General features: G+C 51.7%; 12 protein-coding genes and 2 tRNA genes. 7 read left to right on the top strand and 7 right to left on the bottom strand.

From position 1 onward, the window contains the following. Positions 1-245: 245 nt before the first annotated feature. The gene (gene gltA, locus KUO20_RS04555) at positions 246-1,532 is read left to right on the top strand and encodes a citrate synthase (protein ID WP_235041720.1); all 1,287 of its coding nucleotides are present in this window, start codon (positions 246-248) and stop codon (positions 1,530-1,532) included. A gap of 674 nt (positions 1,533-2,206) precedes the next feature. On the opposite strand, the gene KUO20_RS04550 is transcribed toward gltA, so the two are convergent. From KUO20_RS04550 to gltX, 3 genes are all read right to left on the bottom strand, one after another. Continuing rightward, positions 2,207-2,282: transfer RNA gene (locus tag KUO20_RS04550), tRNA-Glu, on the bottom strand. A gap of 26 nt (positions 2,283-2,308) precedes the next feature. Further along, positions 2,309-2,384: transfer RNA gene (locus KUO20_RS04545), tRNA-Ala, on the bottom strand. Between the two features lie 143 nt (positions 2,385-2,527). Next, positions 2,528-4,009 (bottom strand): glutamate--tRNA ligase, encoded by a 1,482-nt coding sequence (gene gltX, locus KUO20_RS04540; protein ID WP_235041719.1) that lies wholly within the window; start codon positions 4,007-4,009, stop codon positions 2,528-2,530. A gap of 284 nt (positions 4,010-4,293) precedes the next feature. On the opposite strand from gltX, the gene KUO20_RS04535 reads away from it, so the two are divergent. After that, on the top strand, positions 4,294-4,818 hold the full coding sequence (locus tag KUO20_RS04535; protein WP_235041718.1) for a helix-turn-helix domain-containing protein: 525 nt from the start codon (positions 4,294-4,296) through the stop codon (positions 4,816-4,818). A gap of 5 nt (positions 4,819-4,823) precedes the next feature. On the opposite strand, the gene KUO20_RS04530 is transcribed toward KUO20_RS04535, so the two are convergent. Further along, positions 4,824-5,408, bottom strand: a complete 585-nt coding sequence (locus tag KUO20_RS04530; protein WP_235041717.1) for a hypothetical protein — start codon at positions 5,406-5,408, stop codon at positions 4,824-4,826. A 147-nt stretch (positions 5,409-5,555) separates the two neighbouring features. Between KUO20_RS04530 and KUO20_RS04525 the strand changes: the two genes are divergently transcribed. The 3 genes from KUO20_RS04525 to dusA all read left to right on the top strand — a co-directional run bounded on the left by KUO20_RS04525 (position 5,556) and on the right by dusA (position 9,187). After that, positions 5,556-6,362 carry a sulfite exporter TauE/SafE family protein gene (locus KUO20_RS04525; protein WP_235041716.1) on the top strand — a complete coding sequence of 269 codons (807 nt, stop codon included), beginning with the start codon at positions 5,556-5,558 and terminating at the stop codon, positions 6,360-6,362. A 112-nt stretch (positions 6,363-6,474) separates the two neighbouring features. Then, complete coding sequence (locus tag KUO20_RS04520; RefSeq protein WP_235041715.1) at positions 6,475-7,839, top strand: hypothetical protein; 1,365 nt, start codon at positions 6,475-6,477, stop codon at positions 7,837-7,839. A 310-nt stretch (positions 7,840-8,149) separates the two neighbouring features. Further along, positions 8,150-9,187 (top strand): tRNA dihydrouridine(20/20a) synthase DusA, encoded by a 1,038-nt coding sequence (gene dusA, locus KUO20_RS04515; protein WP_235041714.1) that lies wholly within the window; start codon positions 8,150-8,152, stop codon positions 9,185-9,187. Positions 9,188-9,225: 38 nt separating this feature from the next. On the opposite strand, the gene KUO20_RS04510 is transcribed toward dusA, so the two are convergent. After that, on the bottom strand, positions 9,226-10,686 hold the full coding sequence (locus tag KUO20_RS04510) for a catalase (protein WP_235041713.1): 1,461 nt from the start codon (positions 10,684-10,686) through the stop codon (positions 9,226-9,228). Between the two features lie 205 nt (positions 10,687-10,891). Continuing rightward, positions 10,892-11,923 carry a succinylglutamate desuccinylase/aspartoacylase family protein gene (locus tag KUO20_RS04505; RefSeq protein ID WP_235041712.1) on the bottom strand — a complete coding sequence of 344 codons (1,032 nt, stop codon included), beginning with the start codon at positions 11,921-11,923 and terminating at the stop codon, positions 10,892-10,894. A gap of 212 nt (positions 11,924-12,135) precedes the next feature. On the opposite strand from KUO20_RS04505, the gene KUO20_RS04500 reads away from it, so the two are divergent. After that, positions 12,136-12,747 (top strand): TetR family transcriptional regulator, encoded by a 612-nt coding sequence (locus KUO20_RS04500; RefSeq protein ID WP_235041711.1) that lies wholly within the window; start codon positions 12,136-12,138, stop codon positions 12,745-12,747. A gap of 68 nt (positions 12,748-12,815) precedes the next feature. Continuing rightward, positions 12,816-13,751, top strand: a complete 936-nt coding sequence (locus KUO20_RS04495; RefSeq protein ID WP_235041710.1) for an alpha/beta fold hydrolase — start codon at positions 12,816-12,818, stop codon at positions 13,749-13,751. A gap of 56 nt (positions 13,752-13,807) precedes the next feature. Here the strand turns inward: KUO20_RS04495 and KUO20_RS04490 are convergent, their stop codons facing one another. Then, positions 13,808-14,494: a hypothetical protein gene (locus tag KUO20_RS04490; RefSeq protein ID WP_235041709.1), complete on the bottom strand. Its 687-nt coding sequence runs from the start codon at positions 14,492-14,494 to the stop codon at positions 13,808-13,810. Positions 14,495-14,561: the final 67 nt, after the last annotated feature.

Raw genomic sequence — 14,561 nt, 5'->3', positions numbered from 1 at the left:
AGATTGATAAGCCTGTTAACGTACTATGGTAATTTTTTCGCGCTTTTTGACGCCTTCATATATTGTAGGCTTTTTTGAATCTTATACAAAAACTATTCACAACAATAATACCTGCACAGTTTACGCCTAGCGCATCGGATAATTGACAAAATGTCGCACACTTCTATAGTGGGCAGGCCTTTTCGCCGGCGCGGTATGCGCAGCAATGACTTTATGTCCCAACCCGAATACGAAAGGAGGCCTGCATGGCTGACAGGAAAGCGACACTGACGGTAGACGGCATCGATAAACCGATCGAGCTACCCATGTATTCCGGCACACTTGGCCCCGACGTCATCGACGTACGTGAGCTGGGTGCTGAAGGCCTGTTCACCTACGACCCCGGCTTTATGGCCACCTCTTCCTGCCAGTCTGCCATTACCTATATTGATGGTGGCAAGGGCGTATTGCTGCACCGCGGCTACCCCATTGACCAACTGGCCAAAGAATCAAATTTCGTTGAGCTTAGCTACACTCTGCTGTTCGGTGAGCTGCCCAGTGAAGAGCAGTACGCCGATTTTGAATCGCGTATTCGCAATCACACCATGGTTCATGACCAGATCAATAACTTCTTCAAAGGGTTCCGCCGTGACGCGCACCCGATGTCTATTTTGTGTGGCGTTGTAGGCGGCTTAGCGGCTTTCTACCATGACCACATGGACATCACTCAGCAAGAAGACCGTGAGATTAGCGCCATCCGTCTGATTGCAAAAATGCCGACGCTGGCGGCCATGTCACACAAGTATAACGTTGGCCAACCGTTCAACTATCCGCGCAATGACCTGAGCTATGCAGAGAACTTCCTCTACATGATGTTCAGCAACCCGTGCGAAGAGTACAAAATCAATCCAGTATACGCGAAAGCCATGGACCGCATCTTCATGCTACACGCGGATCACGAGCAAAACGCTTCTACCTCGACAGTACGCCTAGCGGGCTCAACAGGCGCCAATCCGTTCGCCTGTATCAGTGCCGGCATCGCGGCACTGTGGGGCCCCGCTCACGGCGGCGCCAATGAAGCCGTCCTGGCAATGCTTGACGAAATTGGTGACGATTCCGAAGAGAACATCCAGCGCTTTGTTGATAAGGCCAAGGATAAAGAAGACCCGTTCAAGCTAATGGGCTTCGGTCACCGCGTTTATCGTAACTTCGATCCGCGCGCCAAGGTCATGAAAGAAACCTGTGACGAGGTACTCGCCGAGCTAGGTATGGCTGACGACCCGCAGCTCAAAATTGCCAAGCGCCTGGAACAAATCGCCCTTGAAGATGAATACTTCATTGAGCGCAAACTGTATCCGAACGTTGACTTCTATTCCGGCATCATTTTGAAAGCAATGGGCATTCCGACCAATATGTTTACCGTGATTTTTGCGGTATCCCGCACCGTTGGCTGGATCTCTCACTGGAATGAAATGCTCAGTGAAAGCTACAAAATCGGTCGCCCACGTCAGCTGTACATTGGCCATGACCAACGCGACTACCCAACGAAATAAGTCAGGCAAAATAAATCGACCTCTTCTTGGTTGATAGCAACGCGAAAGGTCACCCACGGGTGGCCTTTTTCGTATGAGCTAATATCACCACCCGTTATTTACGCCCTTCTTTTCACCACAGGCTGTGCAGAACCATCGCTACCGGCTACAACGCCTTTAACACGATCGTCTCTTAGAGTTCGCCCTTCGCCCGTTAACGCAATGGCCATCAAGCTCCCTCAACAGCGCAGCGCATCATCTTTTTCAGCCAGCGGCATTAGACGATTGGGCCACTCGATTAAGGTGCTTTTAAGCATCAATAGCGCTTGACTTTTAAACCGCAGCATCCAGAAAAATGTTTTCCACACTATCTGTGGATAACCCTGTTCACAACCACTACAAAACGTCCCGAAATCGCCATGAACAGTGGGCCAGCCTTAAATTGGTTAATTTTTGACCTACGATAAGTCATTGTTTTTTAACAGTTTAAAGTTATGTTAAAGTTTTTTACGTTAACAACAACAGGTTGTGCACAACCCTGATGAGGGAAAAGCAAAAGTGGACAAGTCAAGCATAAAATCGTCTAAAAAATACCGATTTATAGCTTTTTTGTGGATCGCAGGGATGCAAAAAACCAGCAGATGAGAAGACTCATTGCCAGAAAAATAAACAGGGATCAGGGGATAGCGATGTGATGGCGTCCCATAGGGGGTTCGAACCCCTGTTACCGCCGTGAAAGGGCGGTGTCCTAGACCACTAGACGAATGGGACATATTACGTGAATTCACGAAACAAAATGGTGGAGCCTAGCGGGATCGAACCGCTGACCTCAACACTGCCAGTGTTGCGCTCTCCCAGCTGAGCTAAGGCCCCACATGTCGCGAAGACGGAGCGTATAATACTGATTATGCCCACCTCGGTCAACAGCGAAAACGTCTATTTAGTTCTGACAACATCAGTGACAAAAACAGACGCTTTCGATATGACTATCTTACGGGGCTGTTCTTATAGAACTGTTACGCAATATCACGAAACTCTTTTTCAAAGCGCTTGGCCTGTTTTTTCGAAACACCGCCTAGCACGTCAATGGCGCCCCGCAAGCGTGCCCGAGTCATGTCAGAGCCGAGAATCGCCATCGCATCCATCACTGAGGTACTTGAAGTACTGCCAGTGATAGCAATAAATACCGGCGCGAGGAACACCTTCATTTTCAATTCAAAATGCTCGGCCAGCGTTTTCACCTCGTCAAGCAACGCCTCTTTATTCCATGCTGAAACGCCTTCAAAGCGCCAAACAAGGAACTGAAGCAGCTTGACCAGATCTTCTTCATCTAGCTTCACACTATCGAACGAGTGCTTTGTTAACGCCGGCTGACCCGCGAAGAAATGACCGGCTAACGGCATGACCTCAGAAAGCGTTTCGACCCGAGGCCGTAACTGAGGCAATATTTGCTTCACATACGCCTCGTTGAATGCCCATTCGCGTAGCGCTTTCAACAATGCATCGTCATCCAGGTCTTCACGGATATAAACACCGTTCAGCCACGTCAATTTTTCTAAATCAAAGACCGGGCCACCCAACGACACACGCGTCACATCGAAATCTGCAATCATTTCTGACAAGCTGAATTTTTCACGCTCGTCAGGCATTGACCATCCCATACGGCCTAAATAATTGGTAACGGCCTGGGGCAAAAAGCCCATACGGCGATAATAATTAATCGACGTAGGATTTTTGCGCTTAGAAAGCTTAGATTTGTCAGGATTGCGTAGTAGCGGCATATGGCACAGCACGGGCATTTCCCAGCCAAAATACTCATACAGCAGCTGATGCTTAGGTGCGGAATTAATCCACTCCTCACCGCGCAGTACGTGCGTAATACCCATCAAATGGTCGTCGACCACGTTAGCCAAATGATAGGTCGGCATGCCATCTGATTTAAGCAGTATCTGCGCATCGACCTGGGCCCAGTCCACTTCAATAGGGCCACGCAGCATGTCACTGACGACGCAAACGCCTTCAGCAGGCACGTTCATACGCACCACAAAAGGCCAGTCCTCTTGCTGGCGGCGCGCAAGCTCACTCTCATCAAGCGCTAAGTCAGTGGCTTTTAATGCCAAGTGCATGCCCGCCGCTTTGCGGGCGTCACGCAGGTCATCTAGCTCTTCACTGGTGCGATAGCACTTAAACGCATGCCCAGCGTCTAACAGCTGCTGAACGTGCTGCGCGTAAATTTCGCCACGTTCGCTCTGCCGATACGGACCATGAGGACCACCGACATCAGGACCTTCGTCCCATTCAAGGCCCAGCCAGTGCAAGGAGTCGAGAATCATCTGCTCCGACTCGGGCGTGGAACGCACTTGATCCGTGTCTTCAATACGTAAAATAAATTGGCCGCCATGCTGACGCGCAAAGCATAGATTAAAAAGCGCGATGTATGCCGTACCAACGTGGGGATCCCCGGTGGGAGAAGGTGCGATGCGAGTACGTACGGTCATGAAAACGTCCTATTGGCAAATAAGCATGGCCATATTATACCCACCTTAGCCGCAACCTACAGCGTCACGCGGGGAACATCTGGCGCTCAAAAGCGTCATAGAAGGAACTCAACGTTATTTGTCCCTTAATGCGCGCTAAAACTCTATCGATTAATATGGCACTGCAGCAAAATCTTGAGTGAGTATCTCAAGACTGAGTTAGGATATAACGCTTGGTTATAGCGCCACTGTTTTAGTGGATGGATCTCAACGAGCTTATTTAGCTCATTCAACAGGAAGATGAAATGGAATCGCTAGGCTCACGTATTAAGCAATTGCGGCTTCGGGCCAAGCTCAACAAAGCAGCTCTTGCACGCAAAGTTGGCGTGTCAGATGTCACCATTTCTTATTGGGAATCCGGGGCGATCAAACAGATCGGTCACGAACGCTTAGTTGCGCTCGCAGACGCCCTTGACTGCTCCCTGGCTACGCTATTAGAAGGTGATAGTGCTCCTGAGCTTTTAACGTTGACACATACCGGCCCCCTCCCCTGGGAACAGGTACAAGCAACGAAAATAAGAGTCCCCAGCCATCTGCCGCTAAAGATCGACTGGAAAGCACCCTGCGTCATGACCACACCCGGCCCTGACACAGACTTCTCACCGGCCACCCCTGGTGATTTACTGCTGCTTGGCCCAACGCATGTATTCCACAAAGCGGGCCATTACGTTGTACAGCGCGACGATCGTTTCGTGATCGAGCACTTCGCCAAGGCCCCCAGCGATACCGCCATCCACGCAGTATTGCTAGCCCATTGGCATTCTGCCTAAAGCGTCTATCTCCCCGGACTCTCTAGCACTTCCACCTGGTCACGCGTGCGTCTTGGTTCACTCCCTACCAAAAAGCGCCGTGAGTAGGTGGCCACTTGGCCCAGCCCATGGCGGGATTGGCTTACCAGCTCTCCCGCCAGGTGCTGGCCATTGTGGCCAATGATAGCCTGCACCGCGACGGGTTGAACGCTGCCTTCTGAAACCTCAACACGCACGTCGTAACCACCATCGGGTAATCCACTACCTGAGCCAAATGGCCCCGCTGCAAAAAGCCCGCCTTCTATCTGAGTTCGTGCCTGCCAGCGCACCCGACTTATCTCACGCTCGACAATAATTCGCACCTGAGTACCGTCAGGCAAATTGCTTTCACCCTCGACCATTAAGCGCCGATCAGTGCGCAGCGCTACATGTGTGGATAACTCGACGATAAGCGGCGCAACGTCTTCTTCTACCGCGGACGACTCCGGGGGAGCTTGCTCAGGTTGCGCCGTCGCCACCGATTCACTCGCCGGCGGCTCGGTTTCTCCACAGCCAGCCAGCAGCGCAGCAGCCACGATCAATACGCCAGCGCGATTTATTATAGTGCCCATACGAACTCCCAAAACGTTACCTAGCCTGCAGCTTACCACTGCATAGCGGCCGCCACAGCGGAATACGCCTTTTTGAACCCGCGGCACGCGCTACTTCCGGTACAATGTGCTTATCGTGCTAACAAGACACTTTCAGGAGCAGCAGCTTTGGACATCATTTGGTGGGTGGCGTATGTGGCGTTGGGCGGTTTTGTTGGCCTTATGGCAGGCTTATTAGGCATTGGAGGCGGCGGCATTATGGTGCCGATTCTCACCTCGTTATTCGTGCTTCAAGGCGTGCCCCATGAGCACCTTGCCCACTTAGCGCTAGGCACTGCTATGGCTGCGATTATTCCCGCTTCCACCGCAAGCTTACTTTCCCACCATCGGCACGAGGCGGTTCGCTGGGATATCGTGCGTTTTATTACCCCAGGCATATTAGTGGGTACTTTTTTAGCAACCTTTGTTGCCGCACTCATTCCCACCCGCAGCCTGGCGATTTTTTTCGCCTGCTTTATGGTACTGATGTCGATTCAAATGCTGATAAACGTTAAGCCTAAACCCAGCCGCAGCCTGCCCAGCCCCGTGGGCGTCAGCGGTGTGGGCCTGGGCATCGGCGGCATTTCGGCGCTGGTCGCTATCGGCGGCGGCTCGCTAACGGTCCCCTTCCTCACCTGGTGCAACGTCACGCTTCCCCGCGCCATAGGCACCTCGGCAGCCGTAGGTTTACCCATCGCGCTGGCGGGCGCACTTGGCTACATCATCAATGGCTGGGGCGTTTCAGGCCTACCCGACGCAACGCTAGGCTTTGTTTACCTACCCGCCTTTCTATTAATGGCACCCTTCAGCATCCTCATGGCACCGATCGGCGCAAAGCTCGCCCACAAGCTGCCCGTGGCGCTGCTCAAGCGAGTATTCGCTTTTTTGCTGATGGGGCTGGCACTGCAGATGGTTTACACCGTGTTTACGGCGTGAGCTATTTCGGCATACGCCAAGGGATGGCCTTCACGTTTAAAGCTTCTGATTGACAATCAAAGTAAATTTCGCTCTTGTGGATTGATTAACCAAAAACAATCCAGGAGTCCACATGAGCGAAACTCGTCCTGATTACACATCACAGGGTAAATATGCCCGCTTAATCCCCACTCTGGCTGATAGCAAAAAAGAGGAACGAGCAACCTCAATACTGTTGGCAGCACTCATGTCGGTATATGAGTTTCGCAAAGCGATGCTTCAATCAATCAACTTGCGTGTTGGCGCCCGCACCAAGCTTGAAGCCTGGACCGAAGTAGTTTTTAAAGACGAAACTCCAGCCAAAAAAAAGGGACCAGACGACAGGCCCGACGGTCTCGTCGTTCTAGATACGGGTCGTAAAAAATGGCATGCCCTGATCGAAGCAAAAGTAGGAAGCGAGACCGTTGGAGAAGAGCAGCTACTAAAATATATCAAACAAGCCAAAGAACATGGCATTAATGCTGTTATCACCATTACCAACCAGTTTGTTGCATTACCAACCCATCATCCTGTTCCCATACCCAAAAAGAACTTGCGCACGGTTGAGATTTTTCATTGGTCATGGACATACATCGTGACGATGGCTCAGCTGCTCTTAACCCAGGACAAAATAGAAAGCCAAGATCAACGGTTCATTCTGCATGAAGTGGTGAAGTATCTGGAAGACCCAAATAGTGGTAAAGCCGGCTTTACCAGCATGAACGCTGAGTGGAAAACGGTGGTTCAAAGCGCCTTTAATAATTCCAAACTTAACAAAAGCTCTGATGAAGTATTAAAAACCATCAGTAGTTGGCACCAGGAACAACGCGAGCTTTGCCTTCAAATGTGGCCATTAGTCGGTGAAAAAGTCGAAATTAAACTTCCTAGAACTCACCGCAATGATCCTAAGCAGCGCCTTACTGATGACTGCGATAAGCTAGCTTCAGAGCACCTTCTCACCAGCACCATTGCAATTCCTAATGCTGCGGCTGACCTTCTTGTAATCGTCGACATTGCGCGTAAATCGATCACATGCAGCATGCGGCTTGAAGCACCTGGAGATAAGAAAAGCAGCTCAGCAAAAATTAACTGGCTCACTAGACAGCTACCGGCTAGTGAAAAAGGGCCAGTGGTTAGAGTTAGGGCTATCCGCAAAGGGCAAGCCATGAATATCGATAAGCCGCTAGAAGAAGTCCGAAAAAACCCGATTATTTTAGATGCTGAGAATACAAGTTCACTACCCATTTACTTTGAAGTATTCACCTCACTAGACTTAGGTGGAAAGTTTTCAGGTAATCGCGTTTTCATTGAGTATCTGGAAAAAATTGTGCCTGACTTTTACCGCCATGCAGGCCAATACTTGAAAGCCTGGGTTGCTCCCGCTCCACGCGTAAAGCAATCTGAAAAAGATCCTGAAGAAGAAACTGAAGCACAGATAACAAAGACTGATGATGAGTAAACTATTTGAATCCAGTCATAGCTCCCCTGAATCCTCAGGGGGCTACTAATCCTATAGTTTTCTCGCGCTCTTGCCATATATAGCTTTACTGATCAATTTGATGCAAATCATTATCTACGGTGGGTCTAAGAAATCGCCTAAATAACACGGTACTTGCCTGATCACAATTCCTCTGAGGTTCTGCACGATGACACCTACACTGTGCCGAGTGTACTTTCTTACGTACAATGTCTGCATAAATAACGCTACTCGTTAGAAAGCTTTCCTAGCCGTACCAGAATTTTAAGGCATCAGCCACAGAAATCACTAAATGACTAATTTAATTAAAGAAAATAGTGCAGACCGGGGTAGGCTTTTTTCGGTTGCACCGATGATGGATTGGACTACCCGCGATTACAGAGCGTTTGCACGCACCTTAACCAAGCGTGCGCTGCTGTATACCGAGATGGTCACGACCGGTGCGATTTTGCACGGAACGCCCCGTGAGCGCTTTTTGGGCTACAGCGAAGTGGAGCATCCGCTGGCGCTGCAGTTAGGCGGCAGCGATGCCGGTGAGCTGGCGGAGTGCGCGGCGATTGCCGAGGCGTGGGGCTATGATGAGGTGAACCTGAACGTGGGTTGCCCGAGCGATCGCGTGCAGAACAATATGATTGGCGCGTGCTTGATGGGCTACCCCGAAAAGGTGGCCGATGCCGTGCGGGCAATGCAGGCAGCGGTGTCTATTCCGGTCACGGTGAAATGCCGTATTGGCATTGATGACCAGGATGAAGACGCCGACCTTGAGCGATTTATTGCGATTGTCGCTGATGCAGGCTGCGAGGTGTTTAGCGTTCACGCGCGAAAGGCATGGCTGCAGGGTTTGTCGCCTAAACAGAACCGCGATGTCCCGCCACTTAACTATCCGCGCGTCCATCGTTTAAAGCAGAGCCGTCCTGAATTGCATATCGGCATTAACGGCGGGATTAAAACTCTGGCGGAGTGCCAAGAGCAGCTAACGCTTGTGGATAGCGTAATGGTGGGCCGCGAGGCGTATCAAAACCCGTGGCTACTGGCCGGTGTTGATGAGCAGCTGTTTGGTGAGAAAGGCCCGGCAGCGAGCCGCTTGGATGCGGCAAACGCGTTTCGGCCTTATATCCAACAGCGCTTGGATGAAGGCGCTAAGCTGAATCATATTACTCGCCACCTGCTGGGTCTGTTTCAAGGTTGCCCAGGCGGAAGACGGTTTCGGCGCCATTTGTCAGAACATGCGCATAAAGAAGGCGCAGGATTGCGCCTATTTGATGAGGCATTAAGCTTAGTGCGTGAGCCAGAGACTCAAGACACCCAGCCCGCCCCCTTACCTGTTTAACTACCAACGTAAAGGCGGCGGGCCTAGTGTTTACAGCATCACGGCTGGTCGCCTTTCACGCCTTTGGCGATGCGATCACCTACGTCTTGGTCGATATTGCGCCAATACTCAAACGCACGCTCAAGCACTGGCTCGCTGACACCACCTGAAAGATGCCCAACAACGTTGGAAACCAAACGCTCACGCGCGGCATCATCCATTACGTCGCGAACCAACGTACCGGGCTGACCCCAGTCATCATCGTCTTTGCGCAGCGTATAAGCTGCACGCACCAATTCACCGCTGGTGGACCATACGGCATCTTCTGGAAAACGCTCAACATCGGCTGTAGGGCCACCTTTACTGTTCGGCGCATAGACAGGATCTGTCGCGTGATGCATACGCATGGCACCGCCCTGGGTATAGCTATTGACTGGGCTTATAGGCATATTGACGGGGATATGCTTATAGTTAACGCCTAAACGCGCCCTGTGTGCATCGGCATACGAGATTGAACGTGCCAGCAACATCTTGTCGGGTGAAAGGCCGGTGCCTGGCACCATGTTGTTAGGCTCGAACGCGGCCTGATTGATTTGACTATGGAAGTCGGTGGGATTTTGGTTAAGGGTTAGCTTACCCACTTCCATCAGCGGATAGTCATCGTGGGGCCACACCTTGGTGAGATCAAAGGGGTTATAGCGATAGGTTTTGGCATCCTCAAAGGGCATGATCTGCATGTGCAGTGTCCAGGTGGGATGCTCGCCACGCTGAATGGCTTCAAATAGATCACGGCGATGATAGTCGGCATCGGTACCGGCCATTTTATCCGCTTGCTCCTGGGTCATGCACTTGATGCCCTGGTCGGTTTTGAAGTGATACTTCACCCAGAACCGCTCACCTTCATTATTAACCCACATATAGGTATGGCTAGAGTAGCCGTTCATATGCCGCCATGTCGCCGGCACACCGCGGTCTCCCATTAACCATGCTACCTGGTGAGCCGACTCAGGTGACAGCGTCCAAAAATCCCATTGCATATCATGGTCACGCAGACCGTTATCGGCGCGACGTTTTTGTGAGTGAATGAAGTGCTGAAACTTCATTGGGTCACGCACAAAAAACACGGGGGTATTATTACCCACCATGTCGAAATTGCCTTCCTCGGTATAAAATTTCACCGAAAAACCGCGCGGGTCACGCCACGTATCGGGGCTGCCGCTTTCACCGGCTACCGTCGAAAAGCGGATCAGCACATCGGTTTTAGTACCTTTGTGCAGAAACTTGGCTTTGGTGTATTTGCTTACATCGTGGGTGACTTCAAAATGCCCAAAGGCGCCGCTGCCCTTGGCATGTGGTTGACGGTCAGGAATCATTTCCCGGTTAAACGCCGCCATTTGCTCCATCAGTACGTGGTCGTGCATCACAATAGGGCCATCTGGCCCGACTGAGAGCGAGTGTTCGTCACTGCTAACCGGTATACCCGCATCCGTTGTGGTGTGCTTAGGTGTATCACTCGTCATCGTTTTTCCTCCATGTCACGGTAGACGTGGCTTTTTAGCGCCACGCATTCGAGTACGATGAAAGCTTGGCTATTTATTTTCGTTGTTATCAGTGTAGCCGCTAACAAAGCCCACCTTATAGGTATAGTCAACCCGCCGCCAACTTGCCATGCGCGGCGGCTATCACTTATCGATTAAACCAATAGCCTCTATGTATCAATAGCGGCTAAGAAAACGAATCTGTGGGCGGCACTAGGCTTGAGTTGAAGCTCTCGATAGCCGTTTCAGCCTCCTCAATTTCATCGAAACGGGCAATATGAAAGAGCGCTTCACCTTCGTTAGCCAGCGGCAGACGGCTCATTCCAATCACGATCCCATCGGCCACTGCGCGCACTTCGCCCTCTTCATTGCCAAAGGGATCGGCCACTTTGCCCAGCACCTCACCTTTGGCTACGCGCGCGCCTAGGCGCACCTTGGGGCGCAAAATGCCGTCGATAGGCGCCCTTGCCCAGCTTGAACCGTTGGCCAGTTCAGCAGGCGCTGGCGTGCGGCGGCGCTGCTCACCGGCCAACATACCTAAACGCCGCATAACGCGCAGCACGCCGCGAGCACCCGGCGCAATCGCCCATTCATCAAAGCGCAGTGCTTCACCGGCTTCATAAGTTAATACGGGGATACCACGGCTCTGCGCGTAGTGGCGCAGGCTACCTTCGCGCAGCTCAGCGTTAAGCACCACGGGGGCGCCAAAAGCATCTGCCATGCGTTCGGTTTCACTGCCTGGGCGCAGCTGTGCACGAATTTGCGGCAGGTTCGTACGGTGAATGGCCCCGGTATGCAGGTCAATAATATGCGTGGCGTGATCCACAATTTGTTCGCGAAAAAGAGCGGCAATCCGCCCACCTAACGAGCCTGACTCGCTGCCCGGAAAGCAGCGGTTAAGATCACGCCGATCAGGCAAATAGCGCGTTTGCTGTAAGAAACCAAACACATTGACCACCGGCACTGCGATGAGCGTGCCGCGAATGCTATTAATCGCCTTGGCGCGCAGTACCCGGCGCACAATTTCCACACCGTTGATTTCGTCGCCATGAATACCGCCACAAACTAATAAAACAGGGCCATCCTTGCGCCCATGCACGACCTCCACAGGTATATGCAGCGGCGTATGGGTATATAAACGCGCTACCGGCACATCTATTTGTAAACGCTGGCCGGGCATAATGGTGTGTTCGCCCAGCTGAAAAGGGGTTCGCGGCATGCTTAAAGTCCTGTTTTAACGATGATGCTTCACGCTGTCGCAGTGAATACGGATCCATTCCATTGCCTTTTTATACGCCTGACGCTGCAAAATAACGAGCCTAACCCTTGATGCTATGCGCTAGCTGAATTATCCATACAGTTTTGAATGTAAATCTCCATCAGCTTAGGTTAAAATATGACCATTACGTTTCGATCATAAGGTTGCGTTCCATGGCAAGAAAAACTAAAGCTGAAGCTGCTGCCACTCGGGAAGCACTGTTACATGCTGCCGAAGAGGTGTTTTTTGCTAAAGGCGTGGCACGCACATCGCTAGAACAAATTGCTCGCCATGCAGGCCTTACCCGAGGCGCTGTCTATTGGCATTTTAAAAATAAAGGCGACCTGTTCATGGCGCTTGTGGAACAGGTCCGCATGCCCTTCCAATCGCTGATGGAAGAAGTGGAGAAAACCGAGGCTGGAAAATCGCCTCTTGAGTCTATCCGCTTAGCCTGCCATGCCGGCTTGGCACGCATTGAACAGCCCTCGTACCAGCGGGTACTGTCGATCCTGCTGCATCGCTGCGAATTCTTCAGTGACATCAACCCGCTAGAAATGCAGGATAAAATTGGTAACGAGTGTTTCGATGAAATGCTGTCAGTGTTTGAGATCGCCCAGCAGCAGCAGCTGTTGCGCGAAGACCTCTCGCCAGCCGTTGCTGCGCGGATGATGCAGTCGATGTTAGGTGGTCTCTTCCATGAGTGGTTGCGTAATCCAGATGCGTATTCGATTCGTGAACGCGGCGGCGAAATGATCGACATCTCCATCCACATGATGCAGCGCTAATTTAACCCCACTCTCAATGCAGCAAGTATGCTAATACTGGCGTTATTACCCAGCCATGTGAGCACACTATGGATGCCCTAGCGTTTGTCCGCGTACGTGAATTAGATGTTGCTGTTCGCATTTGGAACCCTAATGCCTCCCGCACTCTGATCGCCTGGCATGGCCTTGCTCGTCACGGCGGTGATTTTAGCGCGCTGGCGCGCGAGCTCGGCAGCGAGTGGCGCATTCTTGCCCCTGACACGCCTGGGCGCGGGCTGTCCAGCTGGTCGCTCTTTCCTGCTCACGACTATCTTTACAGTCATTATATGACGGTCGCTATCGCGCTACTCGATCACTTCAAACTTGAGCGCGTTGATTGGCTGGGCACGTCGATGGGTGGTCTGCTAGGCATGTTAATTGCCGCTGACCCTCAGCATAGCGGGCGTATTTCCAAGCTAATTCTCAATGATATTGGTCCGGAGCTGAACAAGCAGGGCCTTATTGAGCTGGCCAGTTATTTTAGCGTTACCCATCGTTTTTCAAGCTTTAGTGAACTTCAGCAGGCACTCAGCCAGCACTATAAAAGCTTTGGCATTACCAGTGAAGCCGCGTGGCGCGAATTAGCGCTCAACAGCGCCCGCAGGCTGCCTGATGGCCGCTGGACGTATCACTTTGATCCGCGCATTAGCGAGCAGTTTATACATGACACGCCACGCGAAACCTGGGCTGACTGGGCGAGCATTCGCTGCCCGGTGATGGTTATTCGTGGCGAGCAATCGACGCTGCTTGACGCAACAACGGTGCCACGCATGGCTGAGCTTCAGCCGTCGCTAGTAACACTCAGCGTGCCTAACTGCGGGCACGCCCCCATGCTAGACCGACCTGAACAGGTCACGCCCATTGAGCGCTTTTTAATTCGGACTGAAAAGACTGATGTAGTGCCCAACGAGCAAACTCAAGCGACCGAGGTTAATTCAACTATCATTCAGTGGCTAACCCAGCAGTGGCGGAAATGGTGGCAATAGCTGAGCGACGCTTGCAGGCGATGCGCCCAGCTGTTTCCTATCAATGCGAATCCCTATCAATGTGAAGTAGAGTACGGCGCCGAGTGACGTTTTTTTCGGTTGAGCCGCAGCTTGTTCAAATGAACGCGCGTTTCTAAGTAGTCTTGCTCTGACACGCTTCGATAAGCACTCTCTGAGGGCAGGTATTTCACCAACACACGGCGCTCGCCTTGAAGTGGCAAAGCCCCCTCTTTGCTATGCAGCGTTACTGCGCTGTTAGGCTCATTATCAATCACTGCAAACGCCAACTCACCGCTGCCTTGGCGCTCTGTCACCACCACGGTTTCACCCAACAAGCACCGGCGAGTAAACGGACGATAGCGGTGTAACCCACGATGTAACCCGTGGCAAAGCGACGCTGCGATAGGCGAAGCAGCGACCATCGACAGCCAGAGCACCAGCACGCCCACGGGAATACGTATTAAGCCAAGCGGCAGCCATCGCAAGATCAACAGTTCTACCGTCAATGTGAATACCGCTGAAATAGCCACAATAATGGTCAATGCCAGTATGGCAGGCACGCCAGCAAAGCCTAGCGAGACCAGCGTACTGGCGAGATGATCTTCTTTTAAACTGTCACGTTCAAATAAGTCTAGCGGGGCTACTCGAATCAGCACTAATAGCCAGTAGAACGCCAGTAATCCTAGTAAGACAACGAGCACAATACTCGGAAATTGCATGGCAGCGTGCAGTACATGTTCCATAGTGTTACTCCTCCGATACTTAGCCGGCGATGTATTATTATTTAAAGCTTAGTCTACATTAGCTTTT

Source organism: Vreelandella profundi (genome assembly GCF_019722725.1).
Taxonomy (GTDB): Bacteria; Pseudomonadota; Gammaproteobacteria; order Pseudomonadales; family Halomonadaceae; genus Vreelandella; species Vreelandella profundi.
The sequence above is the reverse complement of the archived record's forward strand: the minus strand, read 5'-3'. Positions and strand labels throughout refer to the sequence as shown.

Bases quoted from the DNA above. Each gene is read 5' to 3' on its own strand.
- gltA (WP_235041720.1), top strand. From the start codon at position 246: ATGGCTGACAGGAAAGCGACACTGACGGTAGACGGCATCGATAAACCG.
- gltX (WP_235041719.1), bottom strand. From the start codon at position 4,009: ATGACCGTACGTACTCGCATCGCACCTTCTCCCACCGGGGATCCCCAC.
- KUO20_RS04535 (WP_235041718.1), top strand. From the start codon at position 4,294: ATGGAATCGCTAGGCTCACGTATTAAGCAATTGCGGCTTCGGGCCAAG.
- KUO20_RS04530 (WP_235041717.1), bottom strand. From the start codon at position 5,408: ATGGGCACTATAATAAATCGCGCTGGCGTATTGATCGTGGCTGCTGCG.
- KUO20_RS04520 (WP_235041715.1), top strand. From the start codon at position 6,475: ATGAGCGAAACTCGTCCTGATTACACATCACAGGGTAAATATGCCCGC.
- dusA (WP_235041714.1), top strand. From the start codon at position 8,150: ATGACTAATTTAATTAAAGAAAATAGTGCAGACCGGGGTAGGCTTTTT.
- KUO20_RS04510 (WP_235041713.1), bottom strand. From the start codon at position 10,686: ATGACGAGTGATACACCTAAGCACACCACAACGGATGCGGGTATACCG.
- KUO20_RS04505 (WP_235041712.1), bottom strand. From the start codon at position 11,923: ATGCCGCGAACCCCTTTTCAGCTGGGCGAACACACCATTATGCCCGGC.
- KUO20_RS04500 (WP_235041711.1), top strand. From the start codon at position 12,136: ATGGCAAGAAAAACTAAAGCTGAAGCTGCTGCCACTCGGGAAGCACTG.
- KUO20_RS04495 (WP_235041710.1), top strand. From the start codon at position 12,816: ATGGATGCCCTAGCGTTTGTCCGCGTACGTGAATTAGATGTTGCTGTT.
- KUO20_RS04490 (WP_235041709.1), bottom strand. From the start codon at position 14,494: ATGGAACATGTACTGCACGCTGCCATGCAATTTCCGAGTATTGTGCTC.